This window comes from Methanosarcina sp. 1.H.T.1A.1 (genome assembly GCF_000979295.1).
In the GTDB taxonomy this organism is placed as follows: Archaea; Halobacteriota; Methanosarcinia; order Methanosarcinales; family Methanosarcinaceae; genus Methanosarcina.
Map to the genome: position 1 here is coordinate 83,544 of NZ_JJQY01000074.1, position 19,634 is coordinate 103,177.

15 protein-coding genes and 1 pseudogene are annotated in these 19,634 nt (G+C 39.3%); 9 read left to right on the plus strand and 7 right to left on the minus strand.

What is annotated here, in order from left to right; all coding sequences use genetic code 11:
• The first annotated feature begins 319 nt into the window (after window positions 1–319).
• On the plus strand, window positions 320–2,257 hold the full coding sequence (locus EO95_RS07480; protein ID WP_048133597.1) for a hypothetical protein: 1,938 nt from the start codon (window positions 320–322) through the stop codon (window positions 2,255–2,257).
• A 92-nt stretch (window positions 2,258–2,349) separates the two neighbouring features.
• Entirely contained in the window at window positions 2,350–3,807 is a 1,458-nt protein-coding gene (locus EO95_RS07485) for a lipopolysaccharide biosynthesis protein (RefSeq protein WP_048133598.1), read from the plus strand.
• A 197-nt stretch (window positions 3,808–4,004) separates the two neighbouring features.
• On the opposite strand, the gene EO95_RS07490 is transcribed toward EO95_RS07485, so the two are convergent.
• The 6 genes from EO95_RS07490 to EO95_RS07515 all read right to left on the minus strand — a co-directional run bounded on the left by EO95_RS07490 (window position 4,005) and on the right by EO95_RS07515 (window position 10,254).
• Window positions 4,005–5,012 (minus strand): GNAT family N-acetyltransferase, encoded by a 1,008-nt coding sequence (locus tag EO95_RS07490; RefSeq protein ID WP_048133599.1) that lies wholly within the window; start codon window positions 5,010–5,012, stop codon window positions 4,005–4,007.
• Window positions 5,013–5,089: 77 nt separating this feature from the next.
• Window positions 5,090–6,304, minus strand: coding sequence for a glycosyltransferase family 4 protein (locus tag EO95_RS07495; protein ID WP_048133600.1), 1,215 nt, complete (start codon window positions 6,302–6,304; stop codon window positions 5,090–5,092).
• Window positions 6,305–6,349: 45 nt separating this feature from the next.
• Window positions 6,350–7,276 carry a glycosyltransferase family 2 protein gene (locus tag EO95_RS07500; RefSeq protein ID WP_048133601.1) on the minus strand — a complete coding sequence of 309 codons (927 nt, stop codon included), beginning with the start codon at window positions 7,274–7,276 and terminating at the stop codon, window positions 6,350–6,352.
• On the minus strand, window positions 7,266–8,315 hold the full coding sequence (locus EO95_RS07505) for a polysaccharide deacetylase family protein (RefSeq protein ID WP_082105967.1): 1,050 nt from the start codon (window positions 8,313–8,315) through the stop codon (window positions 7,266–7,268). The genes EO95_RS07500 and EO95_RS07505 overlap by 11 nt, the downstream gene beginning before the upstream one ends.
• Complete coding sequence (locus EO95_RS07510; protein WP_048133603.1) at window positions 8,299–9,372, minus strand: DUF354 domain-containing protein; 1,074 nt, start codon at window positions 9,370–9,372, stop codon at window positions 8,299–8,301. The genes EO95_RS07505 and EO95_RS07510 overlap by 17 nt, the downstream gene beginning before the upstream one ends.
• Before the next feature lie 600 nt (window positions 9,373–9,972).
• Entirely contained in the window at window positions 9,973–10,254 is a 282-nt protein-coding gene (locus EO95_RS07515; protein WP_235282906.1) for a hypothetical protein, read from the minus strand.
• Between the two features lie 250 nt (window positions 10,255–10,504).
• Between EO95_RS07515 and EO95_RS07520 the strand changes: the two genes are divergently transcribed.
• Window positions 10,505–11,788, plus strand: coding sequence for a UDP-glucose/GDP-mannose dehydrogenase family protein (locus tag EO95_RS07520; protein WP_048133605.1), 1,284 nt, complete (start codon window positions 10,505–10,507; stop codon window positions 11,786–11,788).
• A gap of 117 nt (window positions 11,789–11,905) precedes the next feature.
• On the opposite strand, the gene galU is transcribed toward EO95_RS07520, so the two are convergent.
• Window positions 11,906–12,799 (minus strand): UTP--glucose-1-phosphate uridylyltransferase GalU, encoded by an 894-nt coding sequence (gene galU, locus EO95_RS07525; protein ID WP_156161326.1) that lies wholly within the window; start codon window positions 12,797–12,799, stop codon window positions 11,906–11,908.
• A gap of 657 nt (window positions 12,800–13,456) precedes the next feature.
• Between galU and EO95_RS07530 the strand changes: the two genes are divergently transcribed.
• The 6 genes and pseudogenes from EO95_RS07530 (at window position 13,457) to EO95_RS07550 (ending at window position 19,340) form a co-directional block, all read left to right on the plus strand.
• Window positions 13,457–14,476: a glycosyltransferase family 2 protein gene (locus tag EO95_RS07530; protein WP_200895018.1), complete on the plus strand. Its 1,020-nt coding sequence runs from the start codon at window positions 13,457–13,459 to the stop codon at window positions 14,474–14,476.
• 129 nt (window positions 14,477–14,605) lie between these two features.
• Entirely contained in the window at window positions 14,606–15,511 is a 906-nt protein-coding gene (locus tag EO95_RS07535) for a polysaccharide deacetylase family protein (RefSeq protein WP_082105968.1), read from the plus strand.
• Window positions 15,508–16,581 carry a DUF354 domain-containing protein gene (locus tag EO95_RS07540; RefSeq protein ID WP_052733537.1) on the plus strand — a complete coding sequence of 358 codons (1,074 nt, stop codon included), beginning with the start codon at window positions 15,508–15,510 and terminating at the stop codon, window positions 16,579–16,581. Before EO95_RS07535 ends, EO95_RS07540 begins: the two co-directional genes overlap by 4 nt.
• A 307-nt stretch (window positions 16,582–16,888) precedes the next feature.
• Window positions 16,889–17,167 (plus strand): annotated as a pseudogene (locus EO95_RS18750) (DUF354 domain-containing protein); the annotation flags it as partial.
• 20 nt (window positions 17,168–17,187) lie between these two features.
• Window positions 17,188–18,363 (plus strand): glycosyltransferase, encoded by a 1,176-nt coding sequence (locus tag EO95_RS07545; protein WP_048133607.1) that lies wholly within the window; start codon window positions 17,188–17,190, stop codon window positions 18,361–18,363.
• Between the two features lie 2 nt (window positions 18,364–18,365).
• Window positions 18,366–19,340, plus strand: coding sequence for a glycosyltransferase family 2 protein (locus EO95_RS07550; RefSeq protein WP_048133608.1), 975 nt, complete (start codon window positions 18,366–18,368; stop codon window positions 19,338–19,340).
• Window positions 19,341–19,634: the final 294 nt, after the last annotated feature.

Sequence of the window (19,634 nt, forward strand, 5' to 3'; positions counted from 1 at the left end):
AGGAGTGGCCCCAGGGGCTCAGATCTGTAACTGGTTAAAAAAAGAATAAGGCATTAAGGACAATGCTGGGATTTAAAAAGAAGTAAAAGAGACCTCAATTAAAAAGAAAGAGAATTAGTTTAGAAGAGAATGGAGAAAAACAGCTATCAAGGCTTAAAGGAAAGGTTAAAAGAAATTGCAGTCCGATAAAAAGGATAGTTTGGATTTTTGAACTATCCCCAGGCTAAAACCCTGGGGTTTTACGCTTCTTCTTATAAAAGAAAAATGCTTCATCGGGAAACTATATAATCCTAAAGAAAGTTGTTATGTTGAGGGTTGTATGGAAACTATAAAAAGGTATAAAGAGAGATTTACAGGAAATCTTGACACGATTCTCAGTGTAATGGGATTCAATTTAGGCGTGTTTATTGTTTCGTTATATTACCTGATCAATTTAAACCAGAAAGACATCGGAATTGCTGTGCTTTCTGCCTGCTTAATCTATTTTATATTTAGAAAAAAATTTAAAAATGAGGCACCCATTTCCTCAGGAAAAGACAGGTTAAAGAATGTACTCAACCTTTCCTTTTATCTCGTATTCCTGATAAGTGTGCTCATATATAGCATGAACCTGTATTACAGGCCCATATCTTATTTCATACTGATATGCATACTCGCAGGAATCATAGCTTCGGAAATCCTGTATGTAAGAGAAGGAGACAGGGTAACCTCAATACTACTGCAGATATTCCTTCTTTCAATCCTTATAAGAGCTGGAATCTATTATAATTTCCCAAGTCTCATGGGCTATGACGCTTATTTTCATGCAGGTATGGCAAAACTGATAACTGAAACAGGGGCTATTCCCCCTATTGAGATAAGCAGTAAATATTTATATTATCCTCTTGCCCACATTTTTGTCTCGATAACCCAGCTTATGGGCGGACTGGATATCAAGGACGGATTCTTTTATTCTATAGGATTTGCCAATATTTTCAGTACGGCAGGGATTTACCTTATAGGAAAGAAACTCGAAGGCCCTCAGATGGGCTTGCTTGCAGCTTTATTAATAAACTTGAATAATCACAATATTGTCAGCGGGATTACAAATATAACCCCGGGTTCCCTGGTTCTTTGCTACTTTATAATTATCCTGTATGCAATCTTTAGCGAAAAGCCGGGCCTGGTGCAGACAGGACTTCTTCTCCTGGCTACGGTTCTGATGGTGCTGACCCACCAGTTAACTACTTTTGTGGTTTTTCTGTCTTTAGTTTCAATTTTATTAGGGAAATACCTGCACAACCTCCTGTATGAGAGTTTACCCACTGCAGCAGCCAGTTTTAATTACCTCCTATTTTTTGTGATTAGCCTGCAAACCTACTGGATGTTTACATATGTCAATCCGGAGACCTCCTTTTTTGAGATGATCTTCAAACCTCTTATGGAAGTACTTCAGGTTGGATCCAGCTACTCAAGTGAGGAACTTATCGTGGGGACTGCAACCAATCCGGACTCACTGGAAGTACTGATACTTCACATAAGCTACCTTGCCCTGCCTTTCTTTGCAATAGGAGGAGTTCTGACATGGTTTTCCCGCAGGGACGCCGAAAAAATAGATAAGTTCTCAATTGCTCTGGTTGTTGTAATTCTGTATAGCTTTGCTTACGGAATTCCTTTACTGGGCATGAGAAATTTCCTTACAAGCAGGTGGTTCCCGCTAATAGCAGTATTTCTGGTCCTGGTAGCTGCCTCATATATATTGAAGCTAACAAGCCTGTTTAACTCTAAAAAAGCGAAAATTTCTGCAATTTTCATCATAGTGTTATTATTCTCATTCGTAATGGTTACCACACCAGGAATTAATAAAGACAATCCTCTTGTAGGAAAAGAGACAACCGTAAGAAACCAGTTCAAGAACATTGAAATCCAGCCTGTGAAAACATTATCTGCCGTGTACTCAGGAAACATTCTGATGGATTCCCCCTATGACAGCTGTCTTTTTTACAGGGATCAGGGATATGATGCAAATAACGCAACATACTTCAATACAAACCAGATCGAATCGAGAGAAATAAGCGGCGATCGTATGGTATTGCTGAGAAGATCATCCTTGGGGGAACCAATATCCATAAATGACCCGAACAGATACGGGATAAACACAATCCAGCCATTACCAGTAGAGTTCTTCAACAGCTTCGAAGCTCCGGAGTATGCACTGGTATATGACAATGCAGAGGTACTTGCTTACCTTAAAGAAAATAAAGAAGTAAAAAAATAAAACTTCATCGGAAACTATTATATAAATCACCTGAGTGAAACCCCCTATCTACGGCAAAAACTGAATTGATATATTTCAAAGCTGGAAACCCCATGTCGAACTTTATAACTAACGTACTAAAGCTTATATCCGGAAGTGTTACTGCACAGTTTCTGAGTATACTTCTTATACCCATAATCACAAGAATTTATAACCCAGATGATTTTGGGATTTTTCAGCTTTTCATGTCAATCTCAGGCATACTTGTAATAGTTTCTACTTTTTCGTATCAATTTGCGATCATGCTGCCAAAAACAGAGGAGGATGCTGCAAATGTTGCCTCTGTATGCACCGTACTGGTAACTTTCATATCCTTACTGACAGGCGTAGTGATTTTGTTTATTCCGGATAATATTAATATTTTCAATACCCCGGGGATTTCAAGGTATTTACCTCTCCTTCCGCTAATAATATTCCTCAACGGTATGTTTTTTGTGCAAAATTACTGGCTTTCAAGAAAAACCCGGTTTGGAGTCATTGCAGGGTCCAGAGTTTCGAACACCTTAACATCAAAGGCATTTCAAATAGGATTTGCGAAATGGAGTATTACCCCATTAGGCCTGGTTGGCGGATTTATTGCAGGATATGCATTTGCAGACCTTGTCATGCTCAAGGGCATTAAAAAAGATATCCAGGTCTTCAAAAAGATCTCACTAAAAAGAATGAAAGAGATGGCCATTCAATACAAAAAATTTCCGTTATTCAGTTCCTGGTCATCGATCGCAAACACTATTTCTCCACAGGTCCCTGCTTTTTTGCTCGCATACTTTTACAGTACATCAGTTGTAGGGCATTTTTCACTTGCAAATCAGGTTGTAAACCTTCCAATGGGAATTGTAGGCAGCGCTATAGGACAGGTTTTTTTCCAGAAAGTAAGCGAAGTTAAGAACGGGAACGGGAAAGGAGACATGAAGGTTATAGTTGGGGAGGTTTATAAAAAGCTGATATCGATAGGAATCTTCCCTATGATACTCCTGATGATTCTCGGAGAGCAGATCTTCACATTTGCTTTCGGAGAGGAATGGAGCATTGCAGGCACATATGTAAAAATTCTTGTGCCCTGGATCTTCCTGGTCTTTCTTTCTTCACCGATATCAACTCTCTATAATGTATTTGAGAAACAGACCGTCTGGCTTACCTTCAGTATAATTCTCCTGGTCTCAAGGATAGTAGCCCTGGTCATTGGGGGAACTTATGGATCCCCTGAGTTCGCTCTTGCCCTGTACAGCTTTACAGGGATTGTGTTCTGGCTATGGAACAATGCATACCTGCTGGGCCTTGCAGGAATTAGCAAGAAAGAAAGCATAGAAATCCTTATAAAATATACGACAATCGGCCTCGTTGTTTCGATCCCGTTAATTCTGATAGAAATGATTTCTTCAAGCTTTTACGTAATAATATTTGCAGCCGTCATCATAACAGTTATCTATTACGCAATAACCCTTCACGACGATCCTATATTCAGAAAAATGTTCTCAACTTTTCTTGTGAACGTAAGAAATAGGAACTGAGAAGGAGATTAAATCTCCTTCCAGGAAAACAAAAAATGATTAAATTCCGATTTCAGGAAAAATATCTGATTTCAGGAAAAATATCCTGATTTCGGTTTTAGCTTATTCCGATTTTCGGTAAGGAATTATTCTTTTCAGTGAGGAAAATATTCCTTTATATTCCTTTAAGCAAGAATAAAGTTCTCCTGCTTCTCCAATCATTCTGATTCTTCATGTGTAGCCTGGTATAATAACCTCATAAGGGAATATTTTTTGCTGCGCAGGGTTACTCTATAATAAGGGACAATCTTCGGGGAAAATCCCATAATAAAGTCCGTAAATCTTGGGATGTTTGCTGCCATTACATTCATATATTCGAAATTTCTGGACTTCAGGTCGAGAAACTCATTATAATAGAGAAGCGCATTTGGACCCATTCTACCGAATTCAGGGTTAAGAGCTGAAGACCAGGTAACCGTGCATTTTTTACCATACAGGTTCAGATGAGAAGCAATTACTTCTCCTTCGGGAGTCTCTGAGACAAACATATAGCCAACATCTTTCTCCTGGATCAACTTAAATACCCTTTCAAAAAATTCCTTTGGCACGGGAGGTTCCAGATTTTGTTTATCATAGACAAGGGAAAGCAGGCGATAATAAGTTTCAGGGTCGTTTGAGACTCTCGTTTTAAGCCCTGCTTCCTCTGCGCTCTTAAGTTCTCTCCGGATTTTCCTAGAAAGATTACTATCTACATTTTCATTAAGGTCGAGATGATGAGTATAATGTACACTCGACTCCCATCCTTTCCAGGTAAAAGGTCTTACGTCTTCAAGCCCGGGGGCAAGTGTAAGGGTAATGCTGTCGAATCCCTGATTGCAGAGGAATTCCCTAAGAGCTTCAAGGATCTCGTGTGTATCCTGCATACGTTTGCTAGCTTTAGAGCTGGCTCCCTCTTTTATAAGGGGACCGCAATAATCAGTCATATTACAGGTAGAAGATGCTACTTTCAGCATACCTTTGATGTTCTTAATGAAAATGGGACATCCACCCACAAGCTCACCGTTTCTGAAACAACCATAAATCTTTAAGTCTCTGGAAAGGACATCTCTGCAGATTCCCAGCCAGTCACTTGTGTGAAAGAGCGTACCGGGTTGAGCTTTTTCCACAAGCAGATCCCAATCATTATATTCAGACTGTAATAATTCTCTGACTTCAATTTCGTCCATTTTAAGCCCCGTGTGAAAGACAATAATTTGTATTTTTGACAAGTTATAATAACATTCGAAAGACGGATTCCGGGCGTTCAGCCTTTGGGTCCCGATTTGCAGACCCCGTCTACCTGTTTCGCAACACTGTACCAGCTGTAATTTTCAGTAACATGACTTAAACCTTTTGAGCCCAGTTTCGCCCTCAATTCCCGATTATCAAGTAGCTTTGAGATAGCTTCTGCAAGGGCTTCCGGGTTTTCTGGAGGGACAGGAATTCCTCCTTCTGAAGCCTTAAGGACATCATCGACCCCGCTGATTGCACTCGCAACAACTGGCTTTCCGCAAGCCATATATTCATATAGTTTCAGAGGGGAGAGCCCTATTTTTGCGTTTCTGGCCAGGATAAAGGGAGCAGCGCAGATATCACTTGCATTGATGTACACAGGCACGCGGTCATAGGAAACCACACCTGTGAAAACAAACCGGTCTGCAACTCCGAGCTCCTTTGAGAGGTTGAGCAGCTCCTCTTTCATAACTCCATCGCCGACAATAAGGAAACAGCACTCAGGAGACCTGGAAAGTATTGAAGAAGCTGCCTTTACCAGATATTCTACCCCCTGCCAGGGAGCAAGGTTTCCCACAAAACATATATAAGGAGTTTCCGCGTCCAGACCAAGCTCTTTCCTGCAGGCCTCCTGCTCAAGAGGTTTGAACAGGGAAGTGTTTGCTCCGTTGGATACCACAGTTATTTTTTCTCCTGGAATGTTGTAAGAACTCTCAAGATTCGCTTTTATTCCTGGAGTTACTGCGATTACCTTATCTGAAAGCCCAAGAGCTTTTTTCAAAACCGAAACCTTTAAGCTGGCTTTTGCAGAAGAAAAATACCTGGATAAATTTACCATTTGTTCCTCTTGCAAAGACTTCTCCTCACTACACCTGGATTTGATAAGGCTGCTTTCATCCTCCGGGATTCCATTTAATTCATAAACCAGATTTTTGCATCTGCTTTTGCAAAAGAGCCCGGCAAGAAAACCGAAATTAGGATTTCTGGTATACAGCACATCAAAAGTTTCGGAACCGACCAGACCTGCAGAGCTCCGGAAATAGTTAATTGTAAGGGTCAGAAGACTTCCAGGACGTATATAATGGCAGCGGATATTGTCCAGGTTAGAAAGAGTAGAACTATCGGTAGTGAAGATATGGATTTCATTACCCAGCTTTGCCAGGTTGCTTACAAGCTCATGCCTGTGGATAAGCGAACCATCAGCCAGGTAAAGGGGCCATACTATATCCAGAAAGAGCATCTTCATACTATCACCTTCAATACATAACTCTTATAAAATATTTTAAGATATTCACCGCTCTCCCTGCTGGGCATCTGTAGAGTTACGGCTTAAAGCTCCCGAAATTCTGGATAACAACAGCCTGAGGTTTAAACTTCTGTAGTAAGCCCTTATTTCCATGTCCTTGATCTTTTTCTCCCTCTTAAGGGTTGAATTGAGGTATCCATAGAGGTATGCAATTCCTGTGTAATAGGGAGACTTCAGAGTATAATAAAGCGTATTTAACAGAACCACAGGCAAATTTTTATCCACATAATAAGCCATCCAGCCGTTTTTGACATATCCTTTCCAGAGCCCTTCCCCTGCACTCGTCTTTCGTTTCTGGATTTCAACTACATCTGCGTACTGCCGGAGTTGCCAGCCCCGAAGAAGGGCCTTAATATTGGAAATGGAATCAGGAGATGGTTCTACCAGATAACCTTCAGTTTCAAGGAAACAGGATTTTCTCCAGAGCCTTCCTGTACCGCGGGGCAGATTTTTATCTGATACTTCTCGTGAAAGTTTGCCGCCAACATCATAGTAAACCCCTCCGCTTGCAATCCCAAGAGAGGAATCTTTTTCAAATTCACCCAGCAACTTTACAAAATAGTGTTCATTTAGTACGGTATCGGCATCAAGAAGACCTATGTAATCATACTCAATGCCATTTTCCCTGCAGTAATCCAGTGCATGATCAAATCCCTGTTTGCAGACGTAGCTATAGTGAAAGGTTATATCTCTTGGCCTTGGAGGGAGCCTTATGCTCTGAATCCAGGAGTATCTTGCCTTCAGCCCTTCGAGAATGCGGGGAGTCTCATCCGTACTCCCATCGTCCACTATGATCCATAGTGCAGGTGTTACTTTCTGCCCTGTTACAGACTTAGAAACATCAGGAAGGTTTTCCTCTTCATTCCTTGCAGGTGTAATCAGCAGATACTTCCCATTAGAATCAGAATTCATTCTCCCACCACCTGTAAATCTCTTCTCCGCTTGTCATCCATGCCCCTTTTTCAGAGCAGTACTGCAGAGCCATTTTATAGAGTTTGATCCAGTCTTTTCTGAAACTGCACCCGAAAACGAAGTTATGCCACAGCAGGGTAATGACCCCATTGAACCTTGCTGTTGTATCTATCAGGTCCTTTGTGCATCTCCAGGCTTCCTCAAAAGATCTGGAATCTTTGAAAAGAGCGACATCCATTACAGTAAGCGGGATTTCCAGGATACCTATCTCCCGGTCTTCATTCAGATTATATGGTCTGAAAGGGTGGCACATGCCGTTCCTGAAGCCAACTGAATCACTGTATCCGAAAGTTGAATCATAGCTAAAACCGGCATCTGCCAGCAGTTCCCAGGTTTCAGGAGTTTTGAACCTGAGATAATGATTGCGAAAACCTATGACTTTTTTACCCAGAACGTTTTCCAGCCTTTTTTTTTCACTTTTTAGCGCTTCAAGGTTGTTATATGAATAATATCCACCATGCAGGCCAGCTTCCCACCCTCTATCGGCAATCTCTCCCAGATAGCTTTCTACATCCTCTATATCATATCTGAACCTTTTGGGGTCCTCTCTGCTAGCAATGAAGTAAAAAGAGGACTTTGCCCCAAAACCTGCCTCAAGATCCATGATTTCGGAAAAGTTAAGGTAAGGCGAGTGCTCAGGCCCTCGGGATTTCCAGAGGAACTGAGCTGCCGAACTCCGGAAATCCAGATCTTTCAGGCAGTAGGCTGAGGATAGAAGGCTGTGGGAAAGAGGAGGATAAATATCATCCATGTCATGAGTCAAACACACAGCAAAGGTTTTGTTTTCCGGAAATTCAACTTTCATCCCGTGTTCTACCAGATATCTGGATGCCTCAGGCTCAGAGGCGTTTCTGAGGTCTTTCTCAGCAAAAAGAAAACGCCCGTGCTCATCGAGCTTTTCGGACAAATACTCTTCTTTTCGGGAAAAAATGTCCCATATTTTTGCGTTTTGCTTTAGTAAATCATGCATAGCTCTCATCCGAAACCGCAGATACAGAACCTCCGGACTTTTTACCAGGAAGGCCCTCTATGAGTTCTACCATGAATTCGGTTACGTTAATTTTATCCCTGAGTAGGGCAGCTCTCTTAAGGCCCCAGGTCTTCTTGAGTTCAGGGTCCTTAAGGAGTTCCACAGCCTTTTTCAGGGCAGATTCCGAATCGCTGTAATTGAAGAGCAAACCGTATTTCTCCTCGAGTTCCGAAAAGTTTCCCATCGTTCCCGCAAGGGAGGAAACATAGATAGCCGGAGTTCCAAGAATTGCGCTTTCAACAGCCATGGTTGCTCCCTCACCCACACAGAGTGTAGCATAATAAAGAAGGTCATGAATTTTTTCGGAGGGTATCCGGATTCTGTACCGGTCAAATTCTTCAGCCAGTTTTCCTTCTGAAGAAATGAAAACCTTACCGAATTTTTCGAGTTCTTTAATAAGTGCGATCTTATTATCGATTCCATGCTGTCCCACATCATGGTGTGCACCCCATGAAATAAAGCGCAGGATTACGAACGGATCGCCTACTTCCATACCGAGCTCCCGTAAAACCTCAGGATTCGGGGAGAAATAAGCTGGATGAAGATATGCCAATTCATGATAGCCACTGTACTTGATCTGCTTTTTTCCTGCATCTTTTTTAAAGGATGTGGGCGTGCATATAACATCACAGAAAGGATAGGTAACTTTCTGGGCTATTACTGCATGTTCAGTGTCATTAAAAATTATGGATTTTTTCCCCAGTGCCCACGCAACATGGGCAACAGGAGGGGAAAGAATGCCCATAATGAGGTCTGGATTAAACTGGCGGGCGATTTTATAAAGTTTAGACTCTCTTATGAACAACTCTTCAAACAGGTGAATCTTGCCCTGTTTGACCTTACTTAAAACTTTATGCGGGATTTTATAGGCATCTAATAACTCTATTACAACATCTTTATCCCTTGAGACAACCATAACCTGGTGTCCTTTTTTTTCAAGATTCCAAATAGTGTTTTTAAAAAAATGAACGTGGGCTGGATGCCCTATATCAACAATGACCCTCAAGATTTTCACTCCCGAACTGATCCCCCAATCATAATTCCATTAATTGAGGAAAAAGACAGTTTTTCTTACGAGAAGGCAACGGTATAAAGGAAGGTAAGAAACGAATTTAAATGCCAAATCCGGAAACAGATAAGGCAAGATGCTTTAGATAAATCAGGAAGTCATTCTACTTCATCTATTAGAGAAGCAGTCAGTTGAACCCTGGTTCTTCTTAAGTTCCTTTTTTCCGAACCCTGATGTGATTTAACGTCCCTTAAATTTCCCCTGAGCTGACAACAGGATGACGGCAACCCGGCCCCCCGGCTATAGCCCACCCAATTACAGCGCCTCCTTGAACTTAAATATTTGATACTGATAGGATCACTAACAAATACTATTATGCTTAGAAGATAAATAGTTCAGGAATAAATAGTTATGGAAACTAAGATACTGAACTAAGATAAGTATAAATTAAAACCCACGGATAATTCCAATTTTTTTAGCTTCACAAACGAAAAAAAATAATCTATTATAACCTATTATTACTCGGTAATATTTCAGCGGGACGACCACCTCCGGAAGAACGAAGAAAATCACTAAAACGTAAAAAAATTAAAGTGTTTAGGGGGTTAACCCTGTAAAAATCATTTCCAAGCATGCAAAGAGGAAATTGGTAACAAAACATATCAACAGAGGGTATATCCCCATATCAATAGAATCTATTGAAAAAGAATCTTCTTTCAGGGAAACCAGAAGCATTTCCTTCATCCCCACAAGAACGATTAGTCCCAGAACCGTTATCCTGTAAAATTCAGGAACTCCAAAGTCCGTGTAAACAAAACAGATGCCTGAACCGGGAAAATGATTTCCCAGAGCAAGATTTTCGGTACCCAGGATCAGCATTGAAAGCACTATAAATCCCCCAACTTATCATTAACGGTATTGTAAGAACATGTACTAAATTCTAACTATAGAAACCTATAAACTGTCAAACTATATAAATATTCAAACCGGTACGAAAAAGATAAGTATATGAAAGCCTGAAAACGAGAACCTTCAAAAACCAGGAATTGCAAAGAGATACAGCCTATCAAAAAATAAATAAGAATTGGGATCGATTACCTCTTCAATTCCCAAGAAAGAGGTTCAGATTATGAAAGTTTCGGTTATAGGTTCAGGGTATGTGGGTTCAGTCACTGCAGCCTGTTTTGCAGAGGTCGGACACGAAATCATCTGTGTAGATATTGACAGGAAAAAAACGGAGCAGATAAACGCAGGCATTCCCCCCATCTATGAAGAGGGGCTCGGAGAGCTTTTGCAAAAATATGCAGGAAAAAAACTCATAGCAACTACTGATTATGAATTTGCGGTCAATGAAACGGATATTTCCTTTATCTGTGTAGGAACACCTTCAGCCGAAGATGGGAGTATAGACCTTTCAATTGTCCGGGCAGCAGCAGCAAGTATCGGTGCAGCCCTGGCAAAGAAAGAAGGCTACCATGTGGTGGTAGTAAAAAGCACAGTAGTGCCCGAAACGACAGAAAAATTTGTCCTCCCGGTCCTTGAAGAAGCATCAGGAAAGACAGCCGGAAAAGACTTCGGTGTCGCAATGAATCCAGAATTCCTCAGGGAAGGAAAGGCAGTCCAGGATTTCATGCACCCTGACAAAATAGTTGTTGGGGCGATCGACAGACGCTCAGGAGATCTGGTTTCCGAACTCTACAGGACCTTTGAATGTGAGATCACGCGTACAAGTCCGGCAACCGCGGAAATGATCAAATATGCAAATAACTCCCTGCTTGCAACCAAGATCTCCTTTGCCAACGAAATAGGAAATATTTGCAAAAAACTGGGGATCGATACCTATGAGGTCATGGAAGCTGTAGGGAAAGACTTCAGGATTTCCTCAAAGTTTTTAAATTCCGGGGCAGGCTTTGGAGGGTCATGTTTCCCGAAGGACGTAAAAGCGCTTATAGGAAAAGCAAAAGCAATAGGATACGCTCCTGTGCTCCTTGAGTCCGTGATAGCTGTAAATGAAAGGCAGCCCCTTCTTATGACTGAAATTCTCCAGAGGAAAATAGGGGATCCTGCAGGCAAAAAGATCGCAGTCCTTGGACTTGCCTTCAAAAATGAAACGGACGACATAAGAGAATCCAGAGCAATTCCTGTGATTGCTGAACTCCTCAGGCTTGGAGCCAGAGTTTCGGCTTATGACCCGATGGCAACAGACAACATGAAGCGCGTCTTTCCCACAATCGAATACCTTGATAAGGCCTCAGATGCCCTTAAAGATGCAGATGCCTGTCTTGTGATGACTGAATGGGAGGAGTTCAAGAATCTCGATTCCGAATTCCAGGGCATGAAAGGAAAGATAGTTATTGACGGAAGGCGGGTAATTAAAGCGAAAAATGTGGATTATGAGGGACTCTGCTGGTGAAAATCAGCAGAAATTATCGCCCCCATTTATTACCTATTTATTAGATAGTCTTTTGGCTATCTTTTTTTAAATCGATCTTACTTGATGCTTCTTTTATTATCTGGTTTGTTATTACCTTTACTCTTTCTTTTCTGCCGGAACCTTTTCAACTGCAAGGATTTCGCGCAGGTACTCAAGTACATCATCTCTAAGGTTTTCATTCTTAAGGGCAAAGTCCACTATGGACTTTACATACCCAAGCCGGTCCCCGGTATCGAAGCGTTTTCCTTTGAACCTGCAGGCGTAGATCATCTGAGACCTGTTCAGGAGCCGGATGCCATCCGTGAGCTGGATCTCACTACCTACACCGGTTCCAGCTTCCTTTATGCAATCAAAAATTTCAGGAGTAAAGACATAGCGTCCGATTGCTCCGATATTGGAAGGAGCAGCTTCAGGAGAGGGTTTTTCCACAATATCCTCAAGCACGTACAGGGAATCATCAATAGGCTTGCCCTTTATAATCCCGTAGCTGCTCAGTTTTTCGTAAGGCACCTCTTCGACTGCGATGGTTGACCTTCCGTATTTTTCAAAGTTCTCGATAAGCTGGGCAGTGCAAGGTTTGTCGTTGACTATGATATCGTCTCCGAGAAGCACTGCAAAAGGCTCATCTCCGATATGGTTTTCTGCCCTTAGAACCGCATCTCCCAGACCATTTGGCTCTTTCTGGCGGATGTAGTGGATATCCACAAGGGAGGAGATGTTCCTCACCAGCTTCAGCATGTCGGTCTGGTGTTTTTTCGCAAGGTGCATCTCCAGTTCAGGAGAATCGTCGAAGTAGTCTTCAATGGCCCTCTTGCCTCTTCCCGTGATGATAATTATGTCCTCGATCCCCGAGGCTATGGCCTCCTCCACGACATACTGGATGACGGGCGTATCGATGATCGGGAGCATTTCCTTTGGCATGGACTTGGTGGCAGGCAGGAAACGGGTTCCGAGACCTGCTGCAGGGATAACTGCTTTTTTTACTTTCAAGATGGACACTCCAGAAGAAGGGAAAAATTTCATTTGAGTAATTTCAGATATGTGTTGTTTACCTTGCACTCAATTCTCATTAATTTTTCCCTAGAGAGGTTAGGGCTCGTCACAAAATAATTTGTTAAGAATTGGATGAAAATATTTGAGGAACAAATAAAAAGTGTAGTTAATTGCTAAGTTGACTACAATCTAATATTTTGAATGTTAGAGTCATTTGTATCAAAAAGATGAACGGTACGAATTTGATTAATCCTGCAGATGCAATTCCCATGCCAGGTGACTAATAACCTAATAATCAAAAATACCGTTAAATGTTTAATGACATTGATTAATCAGTTCAAATACGTATATTCCTACATAAAATTTCCTAGTTATTTATATAGATTAATATATTAAAGTAAGGAATACTTTTTGAGATATATTGTTTGAAAATATACAACTGATAAAAAGTTGTGTGGGGGCTCCAGGGCTCCTTTTTGAGGGGGAAAAATTGGGAAATGTATCTGGGGTATAGTTGTTACTATCAAGAATTTTAACGAAGAGGTTTGAATTAGGGATTGTTTGATTTTCCTGCTGCCTGTCACTGATTGCCCAGCAATATATGAATAAACGGTCTGTAATATAAAAAAGGGAATAGCTTTGTGAGGGGGTTAGATGCTCACAAGTAGTATCTCATCCAATGGTTCATTTTTTCCAATAGAGAAATTGAAAGTGAATAGCGAACTGCTTCTGAGCAACAGCTCCCAATGCATCGCACAGGAGGATACTTCCTGCGCAAGGGAAACGGTTCCCCAGAAAATAACCGTGATCCTTCCAGCCTTTAATGAGGAAATATCCATAGGAAGCATTGTCCTGCTCGCGAAACAGCATGCGGACAGGGTGATCGTGGTAGATGACGGCAGCTCAGACCGGACAGCCGAGATCGCGGAGAAAGTCGGTGCCGAAGTGATTGTACATTCACCCAACAGGGGAAAAGGTATGGCCCTCAAGACCGGCTTTACAGCCGCTGAAGGCTCCGATGTCATTGTAACGATGGACTCTGACGGCCAGCACAACCCTTCAGACATTCCAAAACTCGTAGCTCCTATTGTAGAGGGCGTTGCCGACATGGTAAACGGTAGCCGCTACCTCAACGGAAACGACAAAAACACTCCTGCCTACCGCCGCGTAGGCCAGACCATTCTGGACAAAGCCACGAACATGAACTCCAGCATCCAGGTAACCGATTCCCAGAGCGGTTTTCGCGCCTTTGCCGGGTACACCAAAGACATCTTCCGCTTCAACTCAAACGGCATGGAAATAGAAAGCGAAATGCTAGCAGATGCAGGAAATGCAGGGTTAAGGATCAAAGAGGTGGAGATAGGGGTAAGGTATGATGTGGGCCATTCGACAGAGAATCCAATAAGGCATGGATTGATGGTTCTTTTAAAAATTCTGAAAGATATGGAGTTTAACAGGCCTCTGTATTATTTTACGATTCCAGGTATTGCTTTAGGAACGGGAGGAATTTATATGGGTATCAATTTTCTCCATACTTTTTATCTCGGGGGGGGGTTGAATTTCGGGCCTACGATTTTGATGATTTTGCTAACTTTAGTCGGGACGTTTATGGCATTTACAGGGATTATGCTGCATTCGATTGCAGGAATAATCAGGGGATCTCTAAAGAATTAATATTTTTACTCATGTCATGAAGTCGAATTAGTGGATGAAGCAATATAAAAAGCTGTCCAGGATGATCCGTTGCATATCAAGGTATAGATGTTATTGCAAAAAATTTATAGAGTTTGCGTGGGGGTTACAATGAAAAATGCACTGGTTATAGATCTTGAGCATTGGTACTCTAATGAATTTCTTACAAAATATCTTCCATCTGAAAAAGTAGATCAAGATCTTGAAGCCGTAAAGCCGATTATTGATTTATTAGATAAATATAATGTAAGTGCAACTTTTGCTGTCCTTGGCACTTATGCTAAAAGAAATCCTGAGTCTATAAAAAAAATCTATAATAAAGGACATGAAATTCAATCACATTGTTATTCGCATAAAACTCTCAAGGAATTGGGGAAAGACGCGTTTGAGGAAGAAATTAAAAGCTCAGTTGATCTTCTGGAATCAATTACTGGTGAAAAACCAGTTGGCTTTCGTGCACCCAGCTTCTCAATAGATAATTCTACTAAGTGGGCTTTTGAAATTCTGGAAAAATACGGATTCAAATATGATTCCAGCATATTCCCTATCAAAACAATGTTATATGGTGAACCCAAGGCACCTGTAAATATTTACAAACCTTGTAAAGAGGATATTACGAAATATGACTCTAAAGGTAAAATCATTGAGTTCCCAATGACTGTTTTAAAAATTGGTATAAATATTCCTATTGCAGGGGGCTTCTATCTTCGTCTCTTTCCACTTTGGTTTCTTAAATTGGGGATCAGGCATGTAAATAAAAAAAGGCCAGTGATAATTTATATCCATCCCTGGGAAACATATCCAAATACCCCCAGGTTTAAATTGCCTCTTTTTTCTAGATTTGTGGCTTACTATGGAATTAATTCATCTCTCTCTAAATTTGAGGCATTATTAAAAGAATTTGAATTTTCTACAATAAACGATGTTTTAGATGATTATAGTTGTTTGTCTGACTCATCAGTTAAATCACAAAATCTTATGCATGATATTTATTCATCTGATGCGGTGGTAAAATGACTAACATCTGGATTGATATCATAAACCCATCTCATGCACTTTTTTTTAACTCGATACTTAGTGAATTATCAGATTATAAGGTAAATATTACGATAAGAGATCGAGCCGAAACTGTTGAGTTGTGTAAATCTTTTGGAATACATGGTAGAGTGGTAGGAACTGTCGACACTCATCCTTTAAAGAAGATTTTATCCGTTGCCTCTAGAACGTTGAATCTCGCGGTTTCTGCACCAAAATTTGATGTATCTATGTCTTTTGAAAATCCAATGTCAGGAGCGATTTCGAAGGTACGCCTAAAACCATCTATTTTATTTTGCGATAATGACTTGAAGTTTTCGCAGAAAAAAAATTTTGTTCAAGATATGGAGTCAAAAGTAAAAAGCTTTGCTGATTACGTTATTATTCCTCAGGTATGTTTTGAGAATTTTTGTAAAATATTTGATGATAATAAGTTGATAACTTATGATGGATGTAAAGAAGATATTTATATTGCAGATTATAAGCCCGGTCCGAATTTCCTGAATAAGGTGCCTTTTAAAAATTTTGTGGTGGTGCGCCCAGAAGCATTAGCATCATTTTATGTCAAAGAAAATAAAAGCATTGTTCATGATCTTTTGAAAGCCTTTGAAAAAGAAAATATCAATGTTATCTATCTCCCGAGGGAAAAAGGGGATCTAAGTTATGCGGAAGGATGCAAATTCTACAAACCCGAAAGGGCATTGGATGGACTCGATCTCTGTTACTATGCAGATGCCGTTTTAACAGGTTCTGGGACGCTTGCAAGGGAAGCAGCTTGTATAGGTACGACTTCTGTCTCGTTTTTCCCAAGCTCTAAATTACTTTCAGTTGATCAGTATTTTGTAGATGAGGGGAAAGTCCTTCATTCAAGAGACGTAGATGAAATCATAGATCATGTCTTAAATAGGTCTAAGAATTCTAAACTCAGGGATATTCGCCGACGTGGAACCGTCAAAAAAGAAGTGGTGACTTCAATTAGGGATATTGGCCGTTGTGGGATAGTCAAAAAAGAAGTAATGACTTCAGTCTGTCGGATCTTAAACGAAATGTGATTTTTATGGTTTCAAGCGGTTATTCCGCAAACCAATTTTAGAAGTAATACATTTTGGATATTATAACAGTAGATTAATTCCTATTCATGTGTACAATAAGCTGATGCTGAAAAGAAAAGGTGACTTGAGAATCAGTGATTATGAATTTGCAATAAATATTTTGGGTTTGAATTTGTCAGATAACTCTGGTATCTACGAATCTGTGTATCAGTACACTCTGACAAAGGATAAAAATAGTTTATTCTTTGATTCAGATAGCACTCTATAAAGAGAAGATTACCTTTCAAAGTATTCACTTGACCTTTGTTATTACACAAACGCAGTTTTAACAGGTACTGGGACGCTTACAAGGGAGGCAGCCTGCATGAGTACTACCTCGGTTTCTTTCTTTCCGAGCTCTAAATTGCTTTCAGTTGACCAATACTTTGTGGACCAAGGTAGAGTTTTGCACTCTAGGGATGTAGATGAAATTGTAGATTACGTATCGAAAAAATCTGAGTTTCATAGAAGAAGAGATCTACAAGCATGTAAAGAAGTTAAAAAAAGCATTGTGAATTCAAGATATCATTTATTGAGTTCAATGTAATTTATTTGTTGGTGTTATCAGTGGACCCTACAGAATTTAAAAATTTCCATCATAAAAAACTGCTAGTTATCACTTCCTTATATCCTAATAGTAGTGGGGAATATATTGGGGGCAGTTTTGTCAAAAATCAGATTGATTCTTTGAGTCAATATTTCAAAGAGATCTTTGTTATCAGTCCTGTTTTATTTAGCTTCAAAGTTCTTTCGAATGATAAATTATGTCAAGATTATACGTATGACAATGTTAAGGTTTTTTACCCACGCTGTACTTATATTCCTATTTTTTATTTCAATAAGATCTTGATTGATAATAGATTCAAAGTTGTTAGGAATTTGATTGAAAAAGAAGGAATTAGTTTTGATATAATACACTCTCACTTTACTTGGCCTTCTGCATACATTGGATCAAAACTTAAAGAAACATACAAAATACCTCTTTTTGTTACCATCCATGAAAATTCTAAATGGTTCTGTGATGAAGTGAATATGGATTATTCTTTAATTAACAATTCTTGGAAAAGTGCTGATGCCTTAATAAGGGTCAACAAGAAAGATATTCCGGTTCTAAAAAAATTTAATGAAAATTCCTTTTTTATTCCAAATGGATACCCATCAAAGTTTAAACCTCTAAGCAAAACTGAGTGTAGAAGGCAATTAAATTTGCCATCTAATGCGGTTATTTTGTTCAGTTTGGGGTGGCTTGTGGAAAGGAAAGGTTTTGGTTACCTTATAAAATCAATGAAGATTCTCAAAGAAAAAAGGAGGAAGGAAGTTTTGTGTTTTATTGGTGGTTCAGGTCCATTAAAAAATAAATTACAGAAACAGATAGATTCCTCCAAATTGCAAAATGAAGTTAAATTATTAGGATCTGTCCCAGACAATTTGTTGCCTTTGTGGATGAATGCTTGTGATTTTTTTGTTCTACCTAGTTTAAGTGAGAGCTTTGGAGTTGTACAAGTGGAAGCTATGGCATGTGGAACACCTGTTATTTCGACTTATAATGGAGGTAGTGAAGAAATAATTATTTCTGAAGATTACGGTTTATTAGCAAAGCCTAAAAATTCAGAGGATCTTGCAGAAAAAATCTCGTATGCAATTGATCATAAGTGGGATAAGTCCAAAATATTGGATTATATGGAGCAGTTCAGATGGGATAATATTGTAATAAATTTACTTACAGTTTACAAGGATGTATAAATATGAGCGATATGAATGTTTCAATAATTATTCCTACATATAAGAGATCTCATGATTTAAAAGAGTGTCTTGATTCTATTTTTATTCAAACTAAATTTCCTTCTGAAATAATCGTTGTTGATAACGCAGATGATTTTGAAACCGAAAAAATAGTTTCAGTAGAAAAAGTCTTCTTTGAAAATAAAGGAGCTATTATTAAATATATTAAAAATGGAAAATTAAATAGTGCAAATATTGCAAGGAATATTGGAGCAGATAACGCTAAAAATGATTTATTATTATTTGTAGATGATGATGTCGTTTTAGATCCTAATTTCATCAAAGAAATTTTAAATGCCTTCTCACAGTATCCTAACGCGATAGGTGTACAAGGTTATATACAAAATATGGAAGTAAACCCATTAATTGATATTATTGAACGAGTCTTTTTTTTAAAGCATTCTAGGAAAAACCGTAATCAATTACTATCTTCTTTTCAAGATGTTTATGCGTATCCTTTAACTAAAATTGTTTCATGTCAATGGTTGATGGCTGGTTGCACATGCTATATAAAAGACGTATTCGATAAGTTTAAATTTGATGAATATCTGTACAAATATTGTGCTGGTGATGATGCTGATCTATCTTTTAGAATAAATAAAATGTATCCAGGTACTTTATATCAAACTCCTTTTGCAAAATTAATACATAAGGTTTCAAGCAGTGGTAGACCTGCAAAAAAAGAAATTATTTTTACCACTCAGGTTTATCATACATATCTTTTTTTTAAAAACATTGATCAAAACATCCTCAATAAGTGTATGTTCGTATGGAGTCGGATTGGCTTAATCATGACAAAAGTAGGAGTTTTCTTTTTAAAACCTTCACAAAATAATCTTTTATATATAAAATATCTTTTTGGAGCTTACCTATATTGTTTGAAAAATCTTAAATATTTAAAGGATGGAGAAATTGCCTTTTATACGAGCAATTTGTAAATTTCGTATCCTCTTCAAATTGAGTGGAAAGCTCTTACTTTCAACTCAATGAACTTTTTTCTTTTAGCATATCCCAAAACTATTATGTGGTCAAAATAATAACCTGACTTTGACAGTTACATAAAAATAAGTGCTCTCTATTTTGTGTAATTCGGTCCAATGAACATCACAAAACAGAGAGCATTCCCTACAATTCCTAACAAGAATATATGTGTTCCTATCGGCTCGATCCTTGCCGTCCAACTCTTTTATGAAAAGCTTAATTTCGGCGATCTTTTTGGCAAACATAAAAGC